The following is a 25,051-nucleotide window of genomic DNA, read 5'->3' as shown; positions in this document are numbered from 1 at the left end:
TACTTATAATATTAGTAATATATGAAAATACAATAAAGGGTGATATGAATGACTAATAAAACTGTTGAGCCGAAAATTCTTTATCTTAGTAGAGCAGATGTTCATAAGTTAGAAGAAAATAGTTCTGATATTTATATTAAGGGCGTAGAACGGGCATTAATCCTACACTCTCGTAAGGATTTTAGTCAACCACTGAAACCATACTTAAAAACTAACAAAAAAGATGAACATATTGCTGATAGGATTATCGCTATGCCTGCACATTTAGGTGAGCCGTCTATCTCTGGTATTAAATGGATTGGAAGTAAGCATGATAATCCATCTTTGAGAAACATGGAACGGGCAAGTGCATTAATTGTTTTAAATGATCCTCAAACAAATTTCCCGATTGCTATTTTAGAGGGAAGTTCTATAAGTGCAATGAGAACAGCAGCTGTTTCTGTAGTTGCTACGAGACATTTAGCCAATAAAGACTTTAGAAATCTATCTATTGTTGGTTGTGGCTTGATTGCTAAAATGCATGTAATGTCTATGTTAGAAAATTTCAAAAGTATTAAGAATGTTGTACTATACGATGTGGAGCTAAATAAAGCACAAGAACTAATAAAAGAGTTTCAGTCAAAATATAAAAATATATCATTTCGGGTTGCCGATAAAGTTCAGGATGCTGTTGAAAAAGCAGAAGTATTAGTTACATGTACAGTAGCGAATAAGCCATATATTAAAGCAGAGTGGATTCAAAAAGGAACATTTATTAGTAATGTATCTATTATGGATTTAGAAAGTGAATTATTTATACAAGCGGATAAGGTAATTGTAGATGATTGGGATCAAGCAAATAGAGAAAAAAAAGTAATAAATCAATTGGTTTTAGAAGGTAAATTTTCTAAAGAGATGTTACATGCTGAATTAGGGGATATTATTACTGGATTAAAAGCAGGGAGAGAACATAAGGATGAATTAATTATCCTAAACCCCATGGGAATGGCTATTGAGGATATTTCATGTGCATATGAGATTTATGAGAATGCTCTAAAAAATAACATTGGTAAATACTTGGATTTATATTAATTTGAAAATATTATAATTTTTTAGTCAGTGAGATGCTTTCGAGCATCTTTTTTTATTTCAAATGTTTTTTGAATAAGATAGATTAGTATTATCCTTGGTAATGCAATGAGATATAAGTGTATTTCAAAACTGTATTTGAACCACTCACTACTTAACGTTCTAACGGAATGTTTGAAGCGGGAGATTTCTAAGTATAGAAACTTAACTAGGTTATCACCGTAGTTTCTAAGATTTAGTCCTGTGTTAATATCTCTATCGTGATGTGTGCCACGAGGAGGAAAATGACACTCACGAAGATTTATACTTTTAATATCTTTATTTTGGTAACCACAACTCGAACATAGCTGACTAGCAGTAAATATTTTTGAGACAACTACAACTTGCTTCCTGTACCATTTTGCTTTGTATTCCAACATATTTTGAAATTGTGAACAAGATACTTCACTGATTGCTTTGGCAAGTTTCCCGTTTTTTAGCATATTGCTTACCTGTAGATCCTCAATACCAATTACATCGTGGTTTTTGATGATTTCGGTAGAGATTTTATCCAAGTAATCTTTTCTTGCATTAGTAATATGTTCATGGACTCGTGCCACTTTCACACGTTGTTTACTCCAGTTCGAAGAACCTTTCGTTCTTCTGGAAAGGATGCGTTGTGCTTCCGCTAATTTTTTTTCTAATGTACGAAAGAATTTAGGGTTTTTGTATGTAGTGCCATTTGAAAGAATAGCAAAATCCTTTAATCCCATATCAATCCCAACAGAAGATCTTGTTTTCGGTAATTCTTTTACTTCTGTCTCAACTAGCAAAGATACAAAGTATTTACCACTTGGATTCCGTCTAATGGTAGCATTTAAAATACGTCCCGTTACCTCACGGCTCTTTGCAAACCTCACAAATCCGATTTTAGGTAGTTTTATTCGATTACCTATCACAGCGATATTTTCATTTGTTTCTTTCGTTGTGTAAGATTGGATTTTATTTCGTTTGGACTTGAATCGTGGAGGATCATTCTATTTCTTGAAAAAGCGTGAAAAAGCATCTGCCAGATTTTTTAATGTAGATTGAAGCGCAATACTATCTACTTCTTTTAACCATATCGTATCATTCTGTTTTTTTAATTGAGTGAGCTCGGCAGAGCAAGAATTATATGTTAATCCTTTCCCTGTTTCTTTGTAAGTATTGTTCCACATAGTAAGGAACCGATTGAACACAAATCGACTACAATCAATCGTTTTCTCAATTAAGATTTCTTGTCTTTTATTCGGGTAAATACGAAATTTATATGCTTTATTTAATAACATTGATTGCACCTCACTTTCTAGCATGCTTCTTAATAGTATACAAAATAAGTAGGCTTACGCCTACCGACATTCATCTCCCACCTAAAATTGGTGTTTCACACCTTCACATTTTTGAGGAAGGAGTCTTCTGTCGGAAAATGATAAATTTAAGGGTCCAGTTTGTTCAAAATCAGAAGAATTCATCGATGGAGACTTATGGCATTAAATTCGAATCCGCTGGTAATCTGCCATCAATCGTTTTCTTCTGTAATTATTTACAGAAGAACCCTTTTCTTTATTCATAAATTATGTCTTTAATTTTCCATAAATGGTTTTATTTTTAATTTTCAAAATCTAATTAATTATTTTTTGATTATCTTTGTTATACTTAAGTCAAGAAGAGGATGTATACTTTAAAAAAAGAACATAGTAGTAATTTAATATATTGAGGGATAATATAAAAAGAAATAAGTTATCAAGAGTATTGATTATAATATTCTTTAGCAAATTGAAAGATAATAAGTAAATGGCAGTAAATTTAATAAGGTTATTCTGAAGTAGTTATTTAGATTAATATCTGAAGGAGTTGTTTATAGTGTGGCAGGAAAAGGTATTAAAAGAACTCATAATTAAAATGATAGAAGCAGATAGAGAAAATTTAAAACTTATTTCAGCTTTAATGGATTTGGATATACACGTAGAAAATAAAGCTTTTTTTTCTATTTATAAAATCTTGAAAGAAATAATTGATTTAGAGTTTCTATTACAAACTACAGAGAGTTACGAGAAGGAAGAAATAACAGTACAACAGCTAGGAGATATTTTATATGGACATATAGAAAAAAATAAAGCTAATAAAGTATAAATATACGTATTAGAAAAGAGCTGTTATTGATGGATGAACAACTCTCTGTCAAGTAGGTAGCGGAAATATCTTTATATAATTTTTTATTTACGTGTAGTACGTTCACTGTTAGCAATAATAACATTTGTATTGTTATTATTAGTGAGTAGGGAACTGTTGTGGTGATAGTGAATTTTCTGATTTCCAGTATACGTAATTAGAAAGTAAATATAAGGCGTATTTCTATCGTGTATTTTACTTGTACTTTAACACTATATCTTTTGTTTGTCACAGTTTATACACGTTCTTTGGAAATATAGTAGTTTTACATGTATACCAAAACTTCTCTGATAATGTTCCTTCAGTTTTTTTTGTAAAGCAATCAGTAATAAAAGAAGCATTAGAAAGTAGTCATAAATGTTGAATTTGGAAGTGTCATATTATTTCAAGAAATAATAAGGGACTATAGTCACATTTAGTGAGGATTTATGTGGATTTCATTTATCAATAGTTCACCGAAAAAAAGCACCTACAAAGATGCATTTTCGTTCGGTGATTTTTTTGTGAATTGATATATGAAAATTGCACCTGGAATAACAAAATATTCCTTCAGGGACGTCTAGTAATGTTATTCGCAATGTTTTAGAGATTAACACCTCATTGCCTGTAGTAGGTCTATAATCTCTTTGAATATAACTAATATTAAATTCAACAACATTTAAAGTAACAAATAACCATAAACAAAATAGAATCATTTTTTGCTTTTAAACATAAAGCACCACTGTACATCTAATTTAACGTTGGAGAAAAAGAGGATGTTAGATTGTGAGTATGACCTTAATAATTCGGATTGGCAAAATATAAATGGAGATATAACTCAGAGGAAAATAAGAACCATTTCGAAACAGCATATAAAGAGTGTTCTAGATACTAGGATTGGAAGACGTAATTAAAGTAGAAAAATCCGTTCTTTTTTCATATCAAATAGAAAAAGGAATCACTAAGGATTCCTCTTCTAATTCCGACTTATCTAAATCACATATAAGCAAAGATTTGAACACTCATATATTTATATATAGATAAATATATGAGTGTTTTAGGAAATACAGTGGAGTAGCTAAATATGGATAGGAGAAGAGGCCCAGATTGTGAAAAAGAACTTGCAAGACTGCGGATTATCCTACTAATGATTTTAATATGTAAGCACGGAAAGATGTAAGTAATTCAATTAGGTTTTACCAAAGGATTTGGCGTGCGAATATGTGGAATGCATTCACAGTTAAGAGGGTTGTCTCATAATATACATATAGATTTCTCTATTAAGATGAACAGAGGGTGTGAATATATGGAAGATGTATACGCTAAAATTGACAGTCTAAAAACGGAACAAAAAGAAATCATGAGAGATATTCGTAATTTAGAGATGCGTACAACTATTAATGAGAAAGACATAGCTACAATCAATAAGCAATTAGAAAAAATAAGTACAAACACAACCTGGATTTTGCGAATCATTATTAGTGCGATAGTTATGTCAGTTTTAGGATTGATATTAAAAGGTATTATTTAACCTTGTGAAATAGTGAGATGTAATTGTAAGAGGGGCATTTGTCCCTCTTTTTATTTTGTGAACGAGAAGATCCCCTCCTCTAAGCGCGGAGTGAAGGTGGAGGATGAATCGTTTTTTTCTGATAAAAGGAGCTAAAACAATGTGCTAAACGGAATTGAGATGTGTGTGAAGTCAAATGAATAATTTTGGTTATTCCATACGCAAACGGGTTTCTTTAAAATCGGAACGATTTGGTATTTACTTTTTTTCACCTTTGTAGAAAACACATTTTTCGCATCTTTAATCGCTTGATTCTTAACCGCACTTAGTAGGTTAGCAAGAACATCTTTTGTACTTTTCTTAGTGCTTTTCTTTGCTTCAAGCATTTCAGATACAAGTTCATTAATGACTTTGATATATTCGTGGCTACTTTGTTCCAATAAACAGATTTGTTCTTTTGTTGGAAGCAATTTAACTTTAACTGTTATGGTTTGAGACATAAGTTTCACCCCCTTGTTTTTTGATTTTCAACATAATGTTTTATTGTCTCACTTGATACATTTCCAGCAGTAGAAACAAAACAGGAACGTGTCCATAGACTTGGCAGGTGCATGAGATGGGGAAATTCTTCTCTCAAACACTTAGATGTCACTCCTTTAATTTTTGCCATTGTATCGGCGGGACTAAGTGTTGGCAGTGTATTTAAAAACAAGTGAACGTGGTCTTTTTCACATTCCATTGCGATAATAACAATATCCAGTTCATTACATATTTCTTGAACCAACATTTTGAAGCATTCTTCTACTTTTGTATTTAGAAAAATCTTTCTTCTGTATCGTGGACAAAACACAAAATGATAGTTAATGAATGATACGGTTGTTTTAGTTCTTCTATAATCATTTATCATAGTTACATTGTGTTAGTTTGTTCAATTAACTGCAACAAAAAGGATGAAAAATAAAAGATACCAACACTTTGGATACTTAAAGTACCACAAACCTTGTGATTTTTAGTGGTACTCCGTATCCAACCTCACTTTCATCCCATGCCTAAAGGCAATGGGCTTTCTCGTTCGAAAAGGGCTGTAAAGCCAATGTATGTGTGAAGTGAAAAGGCCGACTCTTATGAGATGTTTTTTTTGCTGTTTTATGGATGCCAAATAAGAGCGCAACATTTCAAAGGTCATCTTGTGATATAACTAGGATGAGTTTTAAACTAGGGGCTGAAGAAATGAATACATTAAAGGGAAAAGTCGCGTTAGTAACTGGTGCAAGTAGGGGGATAGTGCGAAATGTTGCGATAAATTTGGCACAGGATGGTGCGTTGGTCGTAGTTCACTATGGAAAAAGAAGAAGCAGAAGAAGTGGTGCATAAAATTAAAAAAGATGGTGGTTTTGCATTCATAATTAGTGCGGATTTTAACATTAGAAGAATCCACAGAAGAGTCTTTTGATGAGATTATGAATATTAATGTTAAGGCTCCATTTCTTATTATCCAACAGGCTTTACCACGATTAAAAGATGGAGGACGGATCATCAATATTTCATCGTTTGTTACACGTGTCACCTCGACAAGTGTTTTTGCTTACAGTATATCTAAGGGGGCAATTAATAGACGCACTCATACTTTAGCACAACAAAATTGGTTACCGCGGTATTACGGTAAACGCCATTCTTCCTGGCATAATTAATGCAGAAATGAATGCTGGAACATTGGGAAATCAAGATGGACAGAAATATGCTGCAAGTTTGTCGACCTTTAATAGATGGGGAGAGCCTAAAGATATAGCTGATATTGTAGCTTTTCTTGCTTCATCAAACAGTCGCTGGATAACTGGGGAATTAATCGATGCAAGTGGCGGATCTTGTTTATAATAGCAATGGAAAAAGCCAGCTTATATTGAGCTGACTTTGAAAATCTATTATTCAAATAGCTTATCCATTAAATTTTGAATTTCACATCTTCTTTTATCTGTTTCATTATTATCAATTGTATACGTATCATTTTCAATTATAAGAACGTCCCCTTCTTTTACATTAGAAGGAAGTTTGGATCTGGGTACATCAATTGTTATGTTATTGATTTCAATAACTGCTAATGCTCCTTCAAAACGGTCAATAATACCTCTTTGCATCGTTATCTCTCCGTTCTTACTGAAATATCTGAACCATCACTATTAATAACTACAGTTCCATTTAAATCAGTTCTATATACCTTAACAGACATTGAAGATAACTTGGCTAACGTTTCTTGTGTAGGATGTCCATATCTGTTACCTGCACCTGCACTGATAACAGCGATATTTGGTTTAACTGCATCTAAAAATGGCTGAGAAGAAGAAGTCTTGCTTCCATGGTGACCTGGTTTTAATACATCAGATTTTAGGTTTGAACCGTGTGCTGCAATCATATCTTTTTCGCTTTTTGCTTCAGCATCACCAGTAAATAAGAATGATTTGCTGCCGTGCGTTACTTTTAATACAGCGCTCCATTCGTTTAAGTCATCACCATATTCTTTAACAGGGGCTAAGAATTGTGAGTCTAAACCATTGATTGGTAAATTTAAACCAGATTTTGTTTCTTTAATTGTTAATCCTTTGTTGGCTACCGCAGTTAAAAAGTCTTTAAATGTTTGGGTAGTATGGCTTACTTTAGGTGCATACACATTTTTTACGTTCATAGAATTTAGTACTTCATCTAATCCACCTACATGATCAGCATCAGGGTGTGTAGCAATCATATAATCAATGGTTTGGAATCCTAGTCCTTTTAGATAATTTGCCACTATTTTACCTTTGCCATTGTTTCCTCCGTCAATGAGGATTGTTTCTCCACTTGGAGATTTTATAAACGTTGCATCACCTTGTCCTACATCAATATAATGAACTTCTAAATTGCCCTCTGGTTGAGGAAGGGGAGGACGGAAGCTTGGTTCTAATACGCGAGCTAAGAATGCAGCAGACTGCTCACTTGTTACTTTTACGTCTGCACCAAATGTACCATCAGGGAAAGATTTAGCACTTGCAAGATTAGGGATAAATAATGCAGCAATCATTAGAAATGCCGTTAGTAATAAACTGAGCTTTTTCAAAAATATCGCCTCACTTTGTATATTTTTTTAACTTATTTAACTTTAGCATTTCTTACCAATAATTCAAAGCCTAATAGAGTAATATATTTGGTTACACTAGTAACGGAAAATGAGAGGATTAAAGAATGTATTAAAAAAATGAGGTTTAATTTAAAAACGACTCTTCAGATTTGTTTATTTTGCGTTTCGATGGACAAGTTAATGCAATAGGTCTTGTTCATTTTAAAAACATATGAAAAGGCAGATAAGGACTTTACATGTGTTTTTTTGGGTTTTTAGGGGGAATAAAAAGGATAGTCATTATTTAAGACTTAACGCTTTCTCTACGAGCTGACGAATTGCTTCATTTCAATTACTTATCTTGTTATCGTGCCAAAAATCCTCTATTTATTTTACTTGTTCTTTTGTAAATGCAAATAAATTTTCATGTATGGGAAAAGCTTGTTACAATAGTAAAGAATAACTTGGGTACAATTGATAATGAAATGGGGAAAGATATTAGATGAAAGCAACCGGAGTAACTAGAAAAATAGATGAATTAGGGCGTGTGGTAATTCCAAAGGAACTTAGAAATACGCTAGGTATTAAAGAAAAATCACCATTAGAGATCTTTGTAGAAGGTGAAGATATTGTTTTACAGAAGTATCAGCCGGGGCGTGTTTGTGCATTAACAGGAGAGGTGTCAAATCGTAACATAGCATTAGCAAATGGTAAGATAACATTAAGTCCAGAAGGTGCGGAACTATTAATAAAAGAAGTAAAACAGTACCTTGTAAAATAAGTGGCTCCTTACAAGGGGCTTTTTTAAAGATCAATAAAATAATTTCACGTACCGTATTTATTATAAAAAATAACAACACAACGAACTAGTCTACATTTAACTTTTGTGACATATATATCTTTGATGTTACGATATTTATATATTCGTTCTGAAAATAAAAGGGCTGAATGAAGATGAAAAATCATGTAAAAGTAAATGGCAAGATCCTTCAAACAAGCAAAAATGGTCACACCTCAAACAAAAACAAAAAGAGCATATTTCTAATTGGTTATATATAGAGAATATACACAGTTTGTAAAAGAAAATCATAGAAAGCCAAGAAAATACGAACATGATGAGATTCTTCATGAAGTGAAAAGATATTATGTAAGTAAACTAGAAAAATAGAAAGTGAATGGGAATCACAAATATCCAACAGTGAAAAGCAGCAGGTATGAGAAGAAAAGTAAATACAAACAAACCAGGGGGCGCATTTCATGTTTAATTTACAAGAAGATATGTATGAACAATTGATAGAGAAAAAAGGGGAAGTTACTGTATTTTTAAAGAATGGCGTTCCAGTACGTGGGCAGATCCTTGCAACAGATAAATTTACTGTCTTAATGATGGTTCATGGTAAACAACAACTGGTATACAAACAAGCCATCTCTACAATCATTAAGTAATACCATAAAGTATTTAGCTCTACCTAGGCAAATTTTACGATCTATGCAATACCAATCTGTTAATATGTACAAATGTAGGTTCTGGTGCAAACACTCCAAAACGTTTGTAAGTAACCTCCTAAACTTGGACATACTGATACTAGTACTCTAAAAAGGATGTGATTGGTATGGAAAAGCAAAATCTATTCAAGTGGAAACATTATCAACCGGATATTATTTTATTAACAGTGAGATGGTACCTACGGTACAACCTCAGTTTTCGTGATTTAGTCGAAATGATGGAAGAACGCGGGCTATCCCTTGCTCATACAACTATCATGCGATGGGTTCATCAATATGGTCCCGAATTAGATAAGCGCGTACGACGTCATCTTAAGTCAACCAATGATTCTTGGCGAGTCGATGAGACGTATGTGAAAGTCAAAGGTCAATGGATGTACCTATATCGTGCTGTTGATTCAAAAGGAAATACAATTGATTTTCATTTAAGCAAAACAAGAGATCATAGGGCTGCAAAGCTTTTTTTCAAGAAAGCTTTGCAGTCTTTTCGTGTTTCAAAGCCCCGTGTGATTACAGTAGATAAAAACCCGGCCTATCCTATAGCGATTGAAGAGTTGAAGAAAGAGAAAAAGATGCCTGTAGGCATCCAAATAAGGCAGGTAAAATACTTTAATAACATTGTAGAGCAAGATCATCGTTTTATTAAAAAGAGAGTTCGTTCAATGTTAGGATTGAAATCTTTTCGTACAGCTAAATCTATTCTTTCAGGAATAGAAGCGATGCATATCATTAAAAAAGGCCAACTTATTTTACGGGACAAGTCTGTCCAAAATGAAATGAAGTTTATTCATCAACTATTCGGAATGGCTGCATAAGAATAGATTCCATTAGAAATCTATATACCTCTTTTAAATAAATGCAATCTTTGCACCAGAACCCAATTTTATCATATTTTCCGCAAAATGAAAGTGCATTCATTAGCCTGCTTAATGGTTTTATCCATAACTTCTTTATATTTATTAAACTCTTTATTTTTTATATCACCATTTATCTGTGAAAGGAAATCGCCTTTAGCCTATATATGAAAGAATAGTAGTGGAGCTGAGTTTCCTAGCTCATCATAGTACTTCTTAGCTTTCTCTAAATCTTCTTTCTTACTAAATGGGGTAGTGACAGGGTAGTTGTCATAGACCGCAAAATAAGTAAGGTTGAACCAACAGTAGCATTAAAACCATCTATTGTCATAATTAATATAGAAGAAACTTATTCTAAATGGAAAAGTGGGGAATAACAGCTATTATATTTATGGAAATGTTAGAGCTAAAGAAAAATACGTTTTATAAAATAATGAAGGAATATGAGAGAGAAAAGTAGCATCTTTCCTATGAGAGGTCCTACTTTTTCTCCAGTTGTAAGAATCTTGGAGTTTTTGCACCAGAACAGTATTATGTATATCGAGAAAAAATAAAAGACAACTCTAATTAAGAGTTGTCTTTTTGTGTAATAAATTTCACAAAATCTGAAGATATACAAACGACTAGAATACGTTATGGTTGTTATTATAACAAAAACGAATATTATTTTGAATAAAAAAATATTCGAATGAGTTTTTGAGCTTTTTGTTAACAATGTTCACAAATAAACTTTTTGTAAAGGTTTTCTTTGAATATAATTATTTATTTTAAAAATATAATCATGGTTATTGTTTTTCGAGGGTTTCCTTATAAACCTTAGCTATATATTTGACAAAATCAATGACGGGATAGTGTATGAGTGAACGGTGCTGCGCAAAGAGAACCCCTTCTTTTTCCATTTTGGAAATAAGTTGTTCAATTTTTAACTCTTTTTGTTGTATCCTATTATAATTTTGGTATACAATGTTTTTCCATTGATAGGAGGATCCGTGAAAATAACTCTCTCCTTTTACCATATGACTAAATATTATTTCTATTTTTTCTCTACGTTGTGTTTCCTTCATATGAGCTTCCGTTGACTGCATGTTTATCGCCTCTTCCCTTTGAGCTGTATACTGTTTCCAAAAATACGGTCTAACTCATCATAGCTAATGTACAGTAATCTTGTTGGGGATTGTCGTTTACGGCTATCTCATTAACTGTATATATTTTCCAAATGATTAATCTAACATCTTGGATCTTACATCTAAATAAGTTGTTAGTCTATATAACATACCATTCATCTTTTCAGTTTTTGCTACCAATAACAAAATTAGAAAGTAGCGAAAACGCATGAAAGATTAATTGTTTATCAATCTTTATTATAAAACGATTCTTTATGGGTATGCACCTTTTTGATATGAAAAAAATCATATAGAAATAAAGCGTTCTTAAAGAGTTTTGTTAAAAATTTTTTATGTTTGACTAAAAAAAGGAAAGTAATATTTATTTGTAGAAAATTTTTAAGGATAAAAATGAATGTAAAAATAGAATGAATATCTATGATAAGAAAAGGGGGCACTTATATATGCTAACAAATGATTTAGATTTCCGATTAGAACCACGTTTAAAAGTACTGTATGAACAACATAAAATAAGAGCGCAGAAGATAGACTGGGGTTATCATGAGTTTTTACCATGGGATAAGGGAATGGACTTTAAAAGAGTTCCTTGGGATGAAAGTCAAGTTACTCTTCCTACTGGTGTAATTACGGCCATTGAAACAGCTTTATTAACAGAAGTGAATTTACCATGGTTTACAACGTATTTATCTGCGACTTTTAAAGGGTCCCTTTCTGTTATTACAGACTTTATTCATACTTGGACTTCAGAAGAGGATCAACATTCGAATTTATTGGAGACATATTTACTACTCACTCGAAGTGTGAATCCCAAACGATTACATGAATTAAGAAAGTCAGTCGTTGAGGGTGGATTTGAGCCCGATTTTCACACACCAATCGAAGCAATGACGTATACGACGCTACAAGAACTTGCAACGATGGTGTTTTACAATAATGTAGCTAAGGTTGCAAGTAAGCATGATCCAGATCTTGCTACATTATTACGCCGTCTTGCAAAAGATGAAACTCTGCATTATGCGTTTTATCGAGACGTCATTCGAACACATTTGGAATTGGAACCTAATTATTGCTATCATATTGCCAATGTGATTAGGAATTTTAAAATGCCAGGTGCCGTTATGCCTGATTTTGAAAATAGAATGGCTGTGATTGCAAAAGAAGCTAACTATGGGCCGCTGCAATATTTTGATCAAGTACTTGATGTAGTAATTGATTATTGGGGGTTAAAAGACTTACGACCAATTGCACCTCTAGCTGAAAAAGCAAGAATTGAGATTTTGGAGTACCACACAAGATTGAAAAAAATACGGGATCGATTTGGTCGTTTTCAAGGAAAAACGGATCTACGTTAATGAGTAGAGGCTTCAGAATATACGCGGGGAAATTCCCCTTCCCTTTATTGGAAATATGACACGCTCCCATTGTTTTGGTGCTGTTTTTATTTAATTTGATTTTTAAAGAAAAAGTAGTTGACTACAAAAATAAATTTATGGTATCATTAAATATTTGATAAAAAACCACATATATGGTAAGCTTAAGAAGGTTACCATATATGGAGGTGGATTATATGTTTCAAATTGGCGATAACATTGTTTATCCAATGCACGGAGCAGGTATAATTGAAGCCATAGAAGAAAAAGAATTCTCAGGGGAAAAACAACAGTATTATGTCATAAAAATGTCAATCAGTAATATGCAAGTCATGATTCCTATGGGTAAAATATTGAGTTCGAGTATACGCCCAGTTACTGATATACTTGCATTAAAACACATTATACACATTTTTCAGCATGGAGAATCAGATAGATTACTGCCGTGGAAACAAAGGTATAAAGTGAACACGGACAAAATAAAAACGGGTGAAATACAAGAAGGTGCTGAAGTTATACGTGATTTAATGCGTATGAAGAAAGAAAAAGCACTGAATACAAGCGAAAAAAAAATGTTGGATAACGCACATGAATTTTTGATTAGTGAACTAGGATTAATTAAAGGGATCACTGAAAATCAAATAAAAAGTTTCTGTTAAGGTTCATTATAGATAATGTATTACATACCCCGAAAATATCCTGAATTTTTCGGGAATATGATTATTATTAAAAGTAAATCATTTCAAAGACATTCAACTTCTTCAACTCACTTTTAGAGTAGGAACCTCTTTTGTTATTTCTACAATCTAATCCATTTTTATTATTTAAATTTCTTTTACGAACGTTTGAAGTTTCATCAAATAACTCGATCAAATAGTCACTTGATTTTTGCAATCCTGATTCACACTGGCACGGACAAGGAGCCGTAAGGATGAAAGAGAGGTAGGGCTTTCATTGTTTTAGGTATATATATCTAAGTCATTATTTCTAGAAGAAAAATCAATCTCATCTCTATCTTTAAGAATTTCTTACATCTACTGAAACAGTGAATAATAATTGTTTATCTTCTTTACGTAAAATTGATAAACGAATTGATAACACCATATGGTCAACTACAAAAAATGGTTTCCTGACCAGGAAACCATTTTAAATTTCATTTACATAACAATAGTAAATTAAGCAGTAAGAAGGGGTGCACACATGAAAAAAATGTTAACAAAAGAATTAAGTAATGAATTAAAGAAGCGAGAAGGAATCATTTCTATTACAGTTGAACCTTATGAAAAAATCGAAGTTGGTGGAATTCGTGTAGATGGACCAGCTGTTATTCTAATTAATCAAGAATAGCTAAAAATAGTTGAATGAACGAAGAAAAGGATCAGCCTTTACGAGAAGGGAAGGTCCTTTTTGTTTGCTGTTGATAATAATAAATTTCATCTGATTTGATGGGATTAAACGAAAGGAGAGGGTCGGGATTATCATAGTGGAAAGCTTAATATTGGTAGTATTTCTTTTTATGTTATATAAATTAGTTGCTTAAAAAAACTAATTATTTGAAACGATATATTGTTTTCTTTTTAAGGGCGAGATTTATTTTATAGTGAAATGGATAATTTTAAGGAGGAATTTAGATGGATGCAAGGAAAGAACGCATAAAATGCGAGAAGATGTCAAAGAACTATGACCGTATTTATTTAGTTTCGTTTTTCCTATTAATTGTACTTGTTTTTAGTAGTGTGATTATCATAGGAGCTACAGGGGGAAAATATGGAGTGTTTTTGTTGTTAGCAATTTTATTTAACGCACGTATTACTAAAGAATCTCAAAAAAAGTATAAGCAGTATTCTAATAAAGGGCGTATATAAAATGATAAATATCTTGAAAGGAACAACCTAGATGTACATTCAAAATATCTCTATATCATTACCTATTAACTAGTAAAAATAATCTTATATAAGTAATTTTTTAGTAATTTAGGAATAGAAAACGTACCTTATTAAAATGTTATTTTCGTTCATACAATGAAGTATCCTTCTAGCATATTCATAAGATATATATCATATATTAAGAGAAATAATGCAAGTTAGAAAGGAGTTCTATAGAATGATTTATTTGGAAGTAAATGACTTTATTTAACAAAATGCAGTAATTGCATCTGATTCCTACGTATATCAAACATTACAATCAGTAATTGGTAAACATGTGGTTATTGAAACTGTAGGAGGTAATGTAAGAGGAAAGTTAAAGAATGTGAAACCAGATCATTTGCTTATTGAAGATACGGTACCGTATATTGTACGCATTCAACAAATTGTATGGATTATGCCAAAACAATAATTAAATTACATCTAATTTGATTTATAACAGATTAGCGTCATAGACGAACCAGTAAAAACACAGGGTTTTATCTCTGTGTTTCTTCAAATTTTCGTTTTTGAATATATGCTTGAGCATGAATAATTTCTTCCTGAAGCTCTTTTAATTCTTTCATAGATTCTGATTCAATAGCCATGTAAGTAGTAACTAAACTGATCATCATATCCATCTTCTCTACTATATTTTGAATGACTTGTTTAGATTGCTCTTTTTTAGGGTGTTGTATTGCTATTAATACATTTTCCATATAATTGTTCTTTCTTTGCTGGATATCATAAATAAACTGCTTTGTGTTTGAGTTCATTTGTTGTTCCTCCGTTTTGGATATATTTCCATTCTATCATATTTGAATAGAAAATATTGGATTCCTCTAAATTTACACCTGTCTCGCACATCTCCTCAAATATACAAACTAACTCCTTAACGTACAGGGAACTAATCAAAATGTGTCGATTTTATGTCTAAACGTACAATTTTCTTTGGGGGCCTGGTGACCCCATGCCCATCAACCTAATATTTTGAAGTAACCCAAAACGATAGAAATAAGCTTAATTATTATAAAAGGTAAAAATATTTGTTCCGCGGGCATCTAAGATATCAACTTAATGGCTATGCAGCAGTCCCTATACCTAGTAAACTAAATATAAAAAGTACCGCTAGAAGGATTACTGTTTAATGCCGACGGAATTTTTGTAGAAAACTTAGTCGTGAGGAGAAGATAACTTGAACATAGAAAAGATTTTTGAGTATGAAGTGGATCAAGAGTTAAGGCTGGCTATTCAAAGATTATTAGTAGAGTGTTTTGAAGAAAGTTACCCTCGGGAAAGAATCTATTTTAAACAACTCCCTCATTTTAGATTATTGGCTTTAACTGAGAAAAATCAACTTATTGGTCAGGTAGGTTTGGATTATAGAGTGATGAACTTAAATGGTATGCCTATAAGAGTTCTTGGAATTATTGATTTATGCGTATCAAGAGAAGCTCGTTCTCAAGGAATAGGAAACTTATTGCTTTCAGAAATAGAAAATTTCTGCAAGGGTAAGTCTATTGACTTTCTACTCTTATTTGCCGATAACAAAAGCTTGTATTTAAAAAAAGGATACAAATCGGTAGAGAATAAATGCAAGTGGCTTAAAATAGATGAACAAAATCAGACTACTTTCAGCATAGGAAATGAAGTTATAAACGAACTTATGATTAAGGAACTGGGAAATGTAAAATGGCAGGATGGAGAGTTAGATTTATTAGGCTATCTTTATTAGACCAGAGGTACGTTAGTTGAAAAAGGTGTCCTACCTCATCGCGATGTATCTGAAATCCTAAAAGAACGTGTTATTTCCGTTCATCCAACAACAATTATGCGTTGGGTCCATGAATACGACAATCTGATCTATCAAATTTGGAAGAAGAAAAACAAGTCATCATACCATGTTTGGCATTTAGATGAAACTTACATCAAAGTTAGAGGAAAGTGGTGCTATCTTTATCGTGCAATTGATGGAGACGGGCATACTTTGGATATTCACCTTCGTAAAACACGTGATCATCAAGCGGCTTATATGTTTATGAAGCGACTCATCAAAGCTTTTGGAGAACCAGCGGTTCTTACTACAGACAAGGCTCCTGCCTTGCTTTGTACGTTCAAAAAATTACAGAAAGATGATTTTTGTACACATACTAAATATTGCACCGTCAAACATCTAAATAACCTCATTGAACAGGATCATCGACATGTAAAGCTGCGCTTTGCCAAATCTTCTGGATTTCAAACTATTCGTCATGCTTCACGTACCATAAAAGGAATCGAAACGATGCAAGCCATATATAAACAGAGACGAAGTCTTAAATCAGACTCCGTCTTTTCTGTGTATAAAGAATTACAAAAATTAGTAGCAATTGCTTAAATTATATCCCAATCGATAGCCCTCTTTATCTTTTTTCAGCTTTGCAACAGAACCTTTGCAACAGAACCTAATATAACCTATTGATAAAATAAAATACTGAAATCATATTAGTTTCATTCACGTTGTAATTCATTAGATACAGAAAGAGACATACAAAAACGCCACCCTTTCCTATGATTCTACAGAAAGAATAGCGTATTTTTTCATTTTAGAGAGGGTTTTGTTTTATTAGCTTAATAACATTGGGTTGCCAACAAAATTCCAAAAAAACAAAATTTATTTTTTAGAGTAAGTTGGGGGTTTTTAAACCAGAAAGATATATTTTTAACTATAAAAACTATGACAAAATTTATCCTGTTTTCCTTTTTGCCTACTTGTTAAATTCAGCAAGTAAAATATTTTTAAAAGGATTAGGACTGTCAGTTCTACCCAAACTATTCCAATTGACGACCAACGTATGCTTGCCTCCAAGTTTACCTCCAACAAGAGTAGTAAACCCTAGAATGCCACCTGTGTGTCCCCATATCGAGACACCGCTTGGAAGCTTAGTTTCATAGATTCCAAGACCATATCCATCGATTCCTTCTTTTCCTGTAGGAACTGTAGTAAGCATTTGTTTTAGTTGTTGTTCTTTCAGTAATTTGCCACCGAGCAAGTAAGAGAAGAATTTATTTAAGTCGTCAGCAGTAGAAATCATATCTCCAGCTGAGCTAGCTACACTTGGGTTATAATAAGTAACGTCTTTTAGCTCACTTGTTCCGTCTGATTGGACATATCCACGGGCATGATTGGTGCCTGGAATAACGCTTGAATTGCCAGGTAGGAATGTATTCGATAATTCAAGCGGTTCAATAATCCGATTTTCAATCTCTTCCGCATAGCTGTTTCCGGTTACTTTTTCAATAAGAATACCCAGTAATACGTATCCTGTGTTTGAATAAGACCAACCCTTTCCTGGGGCAAAGTCTGGTGGCAGAGAAATCCCCATCTTCACTAACTCTTTAGCCATATACGATTTTTTTGTATCCATAAAATCAGCATCTTTTGACCTTGAGTATTCAGCGATACCACTTGTATGGTTCAATATCTGCCGGATAGTAATCTGGTTACTATCATATCCGTTTCCTTGAATGACACCAGGCAACCATTTTTCGATGTAGTCGTCTAGATTCAAGCGGTTCTCTCCAGCTAATTGAAGTACAACCGTTGCGGTGAACGTCTTCGTCACGCTGCCAATGCGAAAGCGAAAATCTGTTTTCATTGATTGCTTGGTGCTTAGATTCGCTATCCCAGCGGCATACCCCCACGTTTTTCCACCCTCAGAAGTTTTAGCAAGTATCCCCGGGTATCCAAGTTGCAATGTATCCCGCATTGCTTGCTTGACGGAAGTACGATCTCGTTGAGTATTTGTTTGTAACGAACTAGATACATTTTGAGTGGGCTCTGCTTTTACAACCGAAGTTGGTGTTGTATATAACAGGGAACTTCCAGCTATTAAAAGGGCCAGACTTGCACATGTAATTTGACTACATGTTTTCATAAGGCATTCCGCTCCTCTATTCATATTGTATAGGTGGTTGCTTGCTGTTTCATACTAACCACACAGCTATCATCTTCACCGTTTACAAAAGGTCAACATTGAATTTGTAATCATCTTCATAAGTATTATTTTATCAACGCCATTCTGCCCTAACAAACGGTAAATCTCTCTTTTTTCACATGTTTGTAAACCACAGAAATTACTTCTTTTCCTTGAAGCACTTTTGTTACTAGTTTGTTTTTCATATATAAGTCATATCTGTTCCGCCTTTCACGCCTCGTAATATTTTTATCCTATACAATGAAACTCTCTTTTTCCTTACCCATTCCATACAAATTTCTTACGTTCAAAATAGATTCTATTTATTAATATTATTTAAAATCTGCGATACGATTTAATCTTAATTTAGTTGTTTTATAGAAATATTTCTGGTTTTTAGAAAAAAATAATCGGAATATTCATTATTTTCTATATTATTTTTAGAAAATAATCCCATTAATAGGAGTGTTATGATTTAATTGTTAGTCAATATCTCATTTTTAGAGCGTTAGTGTCTTTGAGAGAGTCTAAGCAAGCTATTGATTTCATTACCATCACAAACGAACTGCAAAAAAAGAATAGGATTGAAGAGGCGGGAGAAGCCTCGTATCTCACTCAATTAGCTTCTATCGTCCCTATTTAGTAAACTTAAGGAGCTCGTTTTTATGAAAACTACCGAATCAAAAAGGCTATGGGGAAATACAATTTATTTACAAGTTTTCTCTGCGTATTCACTGCTTATGCTCGGAGTATTTATTGACATGTTAGCCATTATGACCATTGTTAGTTTTGAATGGGAAGTAGACCCTACCATGATTGGATTGATCCCCGTTGCGTATGCACTTCCTGGAATTATATTTAGTTCATGGGCAGGCGTGATTGCTGATCGCTTTAGAAAAATTCCAATTATGATGTTTTGTAATCTAATGGTTGGTTTATTAACAATTGTTCTTTTATTTGTCCAAAATATTCATTGGCTTTTGTTAGCATTAATGGTTCGTTCCATTTTCACCGTTTTTTATTATCCTGCACAGCAAACACTAACACGGCAGATCGTTTCTCCTAATCTGCTTACCAAAGCGGTAAGTATCAATGGGATAGTTGAGCAAGGAACCAAGATACTGGGCCCACTTATAGGAGGAATGTTACTGAGCTGGTTTCAGCCAGAGTTTTGTCTGATTATAAGGGCAATATGCTGTTTACTAGCTGCTTTGGTTCTGTTACCCACAATAAGGTTACAGGAATCTCTGTCAAGAGAACATATAGAAAAGAAACAGCAAAGTACTTGGACTGCTTGGTTACAAGGTTGGGGTTATGTATTATCCAATCGGATGATATTATCAACCATGATTTTCTTTACAATAGCTATGGCAGTATTACAATTAGTAGACTCACAGTTCCCTACTTTATTTAAGAGCTTGTTCCCAAATGATAAGAGTAAAATGGGATACATCATTTCTATTATTGGTCTTGGGGGAATAATTGGCGCATTCTTAACTCAGAAATTAAAACATTTTCAATATGGTTGGGTAATATGTGGAGGTATTGCTTTAATGGGAATTGGCTTTGGGGGAATTAGCCTGATAACTCTGATAAGTTCTGATGCATCCCTCATTTTTGCCTATCTGATCAGTTTTATAGCTGGTATTGGAAGTGGACTTATGTTTGTATCCAATCAAGTCATTCTACAAATAGAATCTCATCAAGAACAGGTCGGAAGAGTATTTGGGATTCAAAGCAGTTTAGCAAATGCAGCCCTCATTATTTCTCCTGCTATGAGCGGTCCACTGGTTCACTTTTTCGGAGTAATTGAACTCTATTTTTATGTGGGTATTGGGCTCATCATCATTGCAGTAATTGGGGTTTCACTACAGAAATATTTATGGGTTACACATAAACAAGAACCTATAAGAGTAAATAATTTTTGAAGGGAAGAGTTTTTATGACCAATGAGGAATGTTATCCATTAAGTCACCCGCAGAGAAGAATATGGTATACAGAAGTTATTCATTCTGATAAGGGGATATGTAATTTAAGGTTCTTATTTAAACTTCATCGAAAAATGAACTATTCAAAATTAAACCGAGTTGTGAATCGTGTTATCAGTGAAAATGACGGTCTGTGCATCAGATTAAAAGAAAATGGGCATCAGGAACCTGAACAATATTTTATTAAACATGAAGAACAAGAATTTGAGTTTTTCGATTTCAGTTCTGTGGAGGATTCAGATTTGCTTGAGAAATGGGTCGAGCAGAAAACAAAAGAAACGTTTACATTATTTAATTCAAATTTATACTATTTCGCTTTAATAAAATTAAACGATAATGAATGTGCAGTCTTTGGGAATGTTCATCATGTTATCATGGATGGTTTATCAATCCAAATATTTACCAGTCAGATTGCAAAATATTATGATGAGATGCATAACGAGACTGAGGTAGGCGAAATTAGAAATTCATATGTTCAATTTCTGGCCAATGAACAAACATACTTGAATGGTAGTCGCTTTCAAAAAGATCAAAAATTCTGGTTAGAGGAATTTAAAACACTTCCATCTGTGACGGGATTGAAGCCCTATAATACGTACCAAGTTAGTACCAAAGCATCACGTGAAACGTTTATATTATCGGAGTATTTGAAGAAAAAGATAGAAAAATTTTCTGAAGATTACAAATTTAGTTTATATACCCTTTTTGTTGCTGCTTTCTCATTGTCTATGTATCGGTGGACCTCATCGCTTGATATTGCATTAGGAATGGCTTATGGCAATCGTATGACTAAAATGGAACGGGAATTAATTGGAATGATGGTGAGTACGGTTCCTCTAAGAATGGATATCGATCCAGAAGAAGAGGTACTTTCGTTTATTGGTAGGGTGTCCAGAAAACAAAGTAAATCATTACGACATCAGAAATACCCATTTGATTTGTTATTAAAGCAGATTAATAAAGAGAATAACAGCAATGTTAGACTTTTCGGAACTACGATTGATTATAGAGATCGTGATGAAAGTGGTGACTCACTTTGGATTCCAAATGGTGAAGAAATGCAAGATTTTGCAGTACATATTGAGAATTTGACTGATATAGAATCTTTACAAGTACATATTGACTATCGTAAAGAGCTATTTTCTAAAGAAGAGATAAACCGCTTTTTTAAAACCATGTTAGCAATAATAGAAAATACATTTAAAAATCCAAAGCAAAAGGTTTCTGAGATTGAAATTATTTCAGAAGAAGATAAAAGAAAAAGTTTAGTAGAGTTCAACAATCCTAAGCTTGATTTTCCACCTCAAGTAACTATTCATGAATTGTTCGAACAGCAAGCGATGATTTATCCAAATTCTATTGCAGTTACGTATGAAAAAGGAAAAGTTACTTATAGGGAGCTAAATGAACGTGCAAATCAGTTAGCTCATTATCTGCAGAAAAAAGGAGTAGGACCTGATACTTTAGTTGGGCTGTGCGTTGAACGTTCTCTAGAAATGATTGTAGGTATTTTAGGGATTTTGAAGGCTGGTGGAGCCTATGTTCCACTTGATCCAACATATCCAGAGCAGCGACTTCAATATATTTTAGAGGATGCTGGCATTCAGTTATTCGTAACGCAAGAAAGTTTAAAAGAATTGAAATGGTTACCAGAAAATATTAAATCGATTTGCCTGGATCGTGATAGAGATGAGATTGGGCAAGAAAGTAAGACCTTGCCGTTTTCTGATGTAAGTTCTCAAAACCTAGCTTACGTAATCTATACTTCGGGATCAACAGGGAATCCAAAGGGCGTTATGATAGAGCATCACAATGTCATTCGTTTATTTAAATCGACGGATTGTTGGTATCAGTTTAATGAAAAAGACACTTGGACGCTTTTTCATTCTTATGCATTTGATTTCTCAGTATGGGAAATTTGGGGAGCATTATTATATGGTGGGAAATTAGTTGTTGTCCCGTACTGGATTAGTCGATCGCCCAAAGATTTTTATCAATTATTGGTGGAGGAAGAAGTCACAGTTCTAAATCAAACACCTTCCGCATTTCGACAGTTAATACAGGTGTGTGAACAAGAAGATGAGAATAAAAACTTGCAGCTGCGTTATGTGATATTTGGTGGAGAAGCGTTAGAACCTATTAGCTTGTTACCGTGGTTTCAAAGGTATGGGGAGAAAGAACCGCAGCTAATTAATATGTATGGAATTACAGAAACTACCGTTCATGTTACATATTATCCAATTACTCAAGATGATGTGCAGCATGCTTCAAGAAGTAATATCGGAAAGCGGATTCCAGATTTAGAAGTGTATATACTAGATGCTTATCAACAACCTGTACCTATAGGTGTAGATGGTGAGCTTTATATTGGCGGGGCAGGGCTTGCACGTGGGTATTTAAATAGACCTGAATTAACTGCAGAGCGCTTTATACCTCATCCATTTAGTAGTGATCCGAAAGCAAGATTATATCAGACAGGAGACTTGGCGAGATATTTGCCGGATGGGAATCTGGATTATCGTGGAAGAATTGATCATCAGGTTAAAATACGTGGTTTCCGAATTGAGATTGGGGAGGTTGAGTCTACTTTAAATGCATATGCATCTATAAAAGAGGCTGTTGTAATTGTTAGAGAAGATCAACCGGGTGATAAACGATTAGTAGCATATGTTGTAGGAGATGGAAATGTAGGTGCGTGGAGAGAGTATCTTAAAGCAAAACTACCGAGCTATATGATCCCTTCGGGATTTGTGACGATGGAGGCCATTCCACTAACAGCTAACGGTAAAGTTGATCGTGAGGCCTTACCTATGCCGGAGGAAAAGCAGATTAACAGTGAAGCTGTTGCCCCTCGGAATAGTAACGAAAAGATACTGGCTACCATCTGGAAGCAAGTATTAGGTGTTAAAAATGTGGGAATCTATGATAATTTCTTTGAAATTGGTGGCGACTCGATTCTCAGTATTCAAATCATATCTCAAGCAAGTCAAGTAGGATTAAAACTTACTCCAAAGCAAATGTTTGAATGCCCAACCATTGCCGAGTTGGCACAAGTGGCTATAGAAACTCAGGGAGTACAAGCGGAGCAGGGAATTGTGACAGGAGAAGTGCCCCTTACTCCAATTCAGTACTGGTTCTTCGAGCAAGAACATTCACGTCCGGAGCATTGGAATCAATCGATGCTTTTAAGAGTAAAAGAGAGATTGGACGTGAAGTTACTAGAAGGAGCGATCTTAAACTTACTAAAACATCATGATGCTTTACGTTTCCGGTACGAACAGTTACCAAATGGAACGTGGAGGCAGAGAAATGAAGGGACTGATGAGCATTCTGTACTTCATGTGGTAAAACGGAACAAAGCTAATGAACAAGCGTGGAATAAAGTAATACAAGAAGAGATGAACATTACTCAAACTAGTTTCAATTTAGTTACAGGTCCGTTAATGAGAGTAGTTTACTTTGAGGACACCTTGTCTGGAAATGATCGAATATTCTGGGTGATTCATCATTTAGTAGTAGATGGAGTATCGTGGAGAATTCTATTGGAAGATTTACAGGCGGTATATAACCAGATGAAACAAGGTCAAGGAGTTCGCCTACCTGCGAAAAGTACATCTTTTAAAGAGTGGTCAGAACGACTGCAGGCATACAGTGATTCGGCTATTTCAAAAGAAGTACAAGATTATTGGAATGAACGGGTAGAAAAAGAAACGATGAAAATTCCAATGGACTATCCAATGCAAGAAACAACAGAAGAATCGATTGATCAAGTGACGAGGACTTTAGGAGTAGAAGAAACACATGCATTGTTACAAGAAGTTCCAGTGACTCATAAGACAAGGATTAATGAGGTACTATTGGCGGCATTAGGACAAGCTATCGTCGATTGTACAAATCAGCAAACGGTTTCTATTCATCTAGAAGGACACGGGAGAGAAGAGGTGGTTGAAGGTATTGATCTATCACGGACAGTGGGCTGGTTCACGAGTATTTATCCTGTTCATCTGAATTTTCAAGGAACTAAAACACCTATTGAAGGATTAAAGGCTGTAAAAGATCAATTGCGTCAAATTCCGAATCGTGGAGTTGATTATGGTATTTTACGTTACTTGAAAAAAGAATTACTTCCGTTTTATCAGCAAAAGCCTTCAATAAGCTTTAACTATTTGGGCCAATTTGATCAAGTGTTTTCAAAGGAATCTTTGTTTATGCAAGAGACAGGGTTTATATTTTTAGATCATGCTCCAGATTCCAAGCCATCTCACCTAATTGAGGTTATCGGTATGGTAAAAGATGAGAAGTTACATTTTGTTTGGATATATAGTAGAGAACAGTTTTCTAGATTAAAAATTCAAGCGATAGCAGATAGTATGTTGAGGCATCTTCGTCAACTTATAAATAAACCAACAACAGAGTCAGCTTTTACAGTATCAGATTTTGCTGATGCTGAGGATCTTACGGAAGAAAGCTTGAGCAAAGTATTACTTAAATTAACAAAGAAGAGGGTGTAA

The 25,051-nt window shown here is 33.7% G+C and carries 21 protein-coding genes and 8 pseudogenes; 19 read left to right on the top strand and 10 right to left on the bottom strand.

Translation table 11 applies throughout. The annotated features are described in order from the left end of the window. The first annotated feature begins 48 nt into the window (after window positions 1–48). On the top strand, window positions 49–1,071 hold the full coding sequence (sbnB, locus tag FT637_RS22525) for a 2,3-diaminopropionate biosynthesis protein SbnB (RefSeq protein ID WP_149191250.1): 1,023 nt from the start codon (window positions 49–51) through the stop codon (window positions 1,069–1,071). A gap of 179 nt (window positions 1,072–1,250) precedes the next feature. On the opposite strand, the pseudogene tnpB reads toward sbnB, so the two are convergent. Then, window positions 1,251–2,375, bottom strand: a pseudogene (gene tnpB, locus FT637_RS30040) (IS200/IS605 family element RNA-guided endonuclease TnpB); the annotation flags it as partial. Window positions 2,376–2,949: 574 nt separating this feature from the next. Between tnpB and FT637_RS22510 the strand changes: the two are divergent. Further along, on the top strand, window positions 2,950–3,219 hold the full coding sequence (locus tag FT637_RS22510) for a hypothetical protein (protein WP_088031166.1): 270 nt from the start codon (window positions 2,950–2,952) through the stop codon (window positions 3,217–3,219). Window positions 3,220–3,710: 491 nt separating this feature from the next. Here the strand turns inward: FT637_RS22510 and FT637_RS22505 are convergent, their stop codons facing one another. After that, window positions 3,711–3,953, bottom strand: coding sequence for a DUF3937 family protein (locus tag FT637_RS22505; protein WP_227493918.1), 243 nt, complete (start codon window positions 3,951–3,953; stop codon window positions 3,711–3,713). Window positions 3,954–4,543: 590 nt separating this feature from the next. Between FT637_RS22505 and FT637_RS22500 the strand changes: the two genes are divergently transcribed. Further along, window positions 4,544–4,768, top strand: a complete 225-nt coding sequence (locus tag FT637_RS22500; protein ID WP_193648235.1) for a hemolysin XhlA family protein — start codon at window positions 4,544–4,546, stop codon at window positions 4,766–4,768. 149 nt (window positions 4,769–4,917) lie between these two features. Here the strand turns inward: FT637_RS22500 and FT637_RS22495 are convergent. After that, window positions 4,918–5,247 (bottom strand): annotated as a pseudogene (locus FT637_RS22495) (RNA-guided endonuclease TnpB family protein); the annotation flags it as partial. 5 nt (window positions 5,248–5,252) lie between these two features. Next, a complete protein-coding gene (gene tnpA, locus FT637_RS22490) occupies window positions 5,253–5,654 on the bottom strand; it encodes an IS200/IS605 family transposase (RefSeq protein WP_193648189.1) in 402 nt (133 codons plus the stop codon). Between the two features lie 323 nt (window positions 5,655–5,977). Between tnpA and FT637_RS22485 the strand changes: the two are divergent. Continuing rightward, window positions 5,978–6,622 (top strand): annotated as a pseudogene (locus FT637_RS22485) (SDR family oxidoreductase). 47 nt (window positions 6,623–6,669) lie between these two features. Here FT637_RS22485 and FT637_RS22480 read toward each other — a convergent pair. Together FT637_RS22480 and FT637_RS22475 are read right to left on the bottom strand one after the other, a co-directional pair. Then, complete coding sequence (locus FT637_RS22480; protein WP_149191246.1) at window positions 6,670–6,882, bottom strand: DUF3006 domain-containing protein; 213 nt, start codon at window positions 6,880–6,882, stop codon at window positions 6,670–6,672. 2 nt (window positions 6,883–6,884) lie between these two features. Then, window positions 6,885–7,757 (bottom strand): annotated as a pseudogene (locus FT637_RS22475) (ComEC/Rec2 family competence protein); the annotation flags it as partial. A gap of 583 nt (window positions 7,758–8,340) precedes the next feature. Between FT637_RS22475 and FT637_RS22470 the strand changes: the two are divergent. The 4 genes and pseudogenes from FT637_RS22470 to FT637_RS22455 all read left to right on the top strand — a co-directional run bounded on the left by FT637_RS22470 (window position 8,341) and on the right by FT637_RS22455 (window position 10,159). After that, on the top strand, window positions 8,341–8,619 hold the full coding sequence (locus FT637_RS22470) for an AbrB/MazE/SpoVT family DNA-binding domain-containing protein (RefSeq protein WP_088031163.1): 279 nt from the start codon (window positions 8,341–8,343) through the stop codon (window positions 8,617–8,619). 173 nt (window positions 8,620–8,792) lie between these two features. Then, window positions 8,793–9,056: pseudogene (locus tag FT637_RS22465) on the top strand (transposase). Window positions 9,057–9,095: 39 nt separating this feature from the next. Next, window positions 9,096–9,284: an RNA chaperone Hfq gene (hfq, locus tag FT637_RS22460; RefSeq protein ID WP_193648188.1), complete on the top strand. Its 189-nt coding sequence runs from the start codon at window positions 9,096–9,098 to the stop codon at window positions 9,282–9,284. Between the two features lie 167 nt (window positions 9,285–9,451). After that, the gene (locus tag FT637_RS22455) at window positions 9,452–10,159 is read left to right on the top strand and encodes an IS6 family transposase (protein WP_193648187.1); all 708 of its coding nucleotides are present in this window, start codon (window positions 9,452–9,454) and stop codon (window positions 10,157–10,159) included. Between the two features lie 71 nt (window positions 10,160–10,230). Here FT637_RS22455 and FT637_RS30035 read toward each other — a convergent pair. Continuing rightward, window positions 10,231–10,446: pseudogene (locus tag FT637_RS30035) on the bottom strand (hypothetical protein); the annotation flags it as partial. A 90-nt stretch (window positions 10,447–10,536) separates the two neighbouring features. Here FT637_RS30035 and FT637_RS30030 point away from each other — a divergent pair. Then, window positions 10,537–10,658, top strand: a pseudogene (locus FT637_RS30030) (recombinase family protein); the annotation flags it as partial. A 325-nt stretch (window positions 10,659–10,983) separates the two neighbouring features. Here the strand turns inward: FT637_RS30030 and FT637_RS22450 are convergent. After that, on the bottom strand, window positions 10,984–11,283 hold the full coding sequence (locus FT637_RS22450) for a hypothetical protein (RefSeq protein WP_002144219.1): 300 nt from the start codon (window positions 11,281–11,283) through the stop codon (window positions 10,984–10,986). 482 nt (window positions 11,284–11,765) lie between these two features. On the opposite strand from FT637_RS22450, the gene FT637_RS22445 reads away from it, so the two are divergent. From FT637_RS22445 to FT637_RS22425, 5 genes are all read left to right on the top strand, one after another. After that, entirely contained in the window at window positions 11,766–12,674 is a 909-nt protein-coding gene (locus FT637_RS22445) for an acyl-ACP desaturase (RefSeq protein WP_193648186.1), read from the top strand. A 215-nt stretch (window positions 12,675–12,889) separates the two neighbouring features. After that, a complete protein-coding gene (locus FT637_RS22440) occupies window positions 12,890–13,351 on the top strand; it encodes a CarD family transcriptional regulator (protein WP_193648185.1) in 462 nt (153 codons plus the stop codon). A gap of 541 nt (window positions 13,352–13,892) precedes the next feature. Then, window positions 13,893–14,039 carry a BC1881 family protein gene (locus FT637_RS22435; protein WP_000738547.1) on the top strand — a complete coding sequence of 49 codons (147 nt, stop codon included), beginning with the start codon at window positions 13,893–13,895 and terminating at the stop codon, window positions 14,037–14,039. A gap of 284 nt (window positions 14,040–14,323) precedes the next feature. Then, window positions 14,324–14,557: a hypothetical protein gene (locus FT637_RS22430; protein ID WP_193648184.1), complete on the top strand. Its 234-nt coding sequence runs from the start codon at window positions 14,324–14,326 to the stop codon at window positions 14,555–14,557. A 283-nt stretch (window positions 14,558–14,840) separates the two neighbouring features. Next, window positions 14,841–15,029: a DUF2642 domain-containing protein gene (locus tag FT637_RS22425; protein WP_193648233.1), complete on the top strand. Its 189-nt coding sequence runs from the start codon at window positions 14,841–14,843 to the stop codon at window positions 15,027–15,029. Between the two features lie 67 nt (window positions 15,030–15,096). Here the strand turns inward: FT637_RS22425 and FT637_RS22420 are convergent, their stop codons facing one another. Continuing rightward, window positions 15,097–15,372 carry a hypothetical protein gene (locus FT637_RS22420; protein ID WP_193648183.1) on the bottom strand — a complete coding sequence of 92 codons (276 nt, stop codon included), beginning with the start codon at window positions 15,370–15,372 and terminating at the stop codon, window positions 15,097–15,099. Between the two features lie 419 nt (window positions 15,373–15,791). Between FT637_RS22420 and FT637_RS22415 the strand changes: the two genes are divergently transcribed. Beyond that, entirely contained in the window at window positions 15,792–16,331 is a 540-nt protein-coding gene (locus tag FT637_RS22415; protein WP_193648182.1) for a GNAT family N-acetyltransferase, read from the top strand. Between the two features lie 30 nt (window positions 16,332–16,361). Continuing rightward, window positions 16,362–16,973: pseudogene (locus FT637_RS22410) on the top strand (IS6 family transposase); the annotation flags it as partial. Between the two features lie 370 nt (window positions 16,974–17,343). Here FT637_RS22410 and FT637_RS22405 read toward each other — a convergent pair. Continuing rightward, window positions 17,344–18,513, bottom strand: coding sequence for a serine hydrolase domain-containing protein (locus FT637_RS22405; RefSeq protein WP_193648181.1), 1,170 nt, complete (start codon window positions 18,511–18,513; stop codon window positions 17,344–17,346). Between the two features lie 517 nt (window positions 18,514–19,030). Between FT637_RS22405 and FT637_RS30685 the strand changes: the two genes are divergently transcribed. The 3 genes from FT637_RS30685 to FT637_RS22390 are packed head-to-tail and all read left to right on the top strand — an operon-like array spanning window position 19,031 to window position 25,051. Further along, window positions 19,031–19,195, top strand: a complete 165-nt coding sequence (locus FT637_RS30685; RefSeq protein WP_413773242.1) for a DnaB-like helicase N-terminal domain-containing protein — start codon at window positions 19,031–19,033, stop codon at window positions 19,193–19,195. A gap of 22 nt (window positions 19,196–19,217) precedes the next feature. Continuing rightward, entirely contained in the window at window positions 19,218–20,480 is a 1,263-nt protein-coding gene (locus FT637_RS22395) for an MFS transporter (protein ID WP_193648179.1), read from the top strand. A gap of 14 nt (window positions 20,481–20,494) precedes the next feature. Next, window positions 20,495–25,051 carry a non-ribosomal peptide synthetase gene (locus tag FT637_RS22390; protein WP_193648178.1) on the top strand — a complete coding sequence of 1,519 codons (4,557 nt, stop codon included), beginning with the start codon at window positions 20,495–20,497 and terminating at the stop codon, window positions 25,049–25,051.

Source organism: Bacillus cereus (assembly GCF_015071065.1).
Classification (GTDB): domain Bacteria; phylum Bacillota; class Bacilli; order Bacillales; family Bacillaceae_G; genus Bacillus_A; species Bacillus_A cereus_BA.
This window is presented reverse-complemented; position numbering and strand designations above follow the sequence as displayed.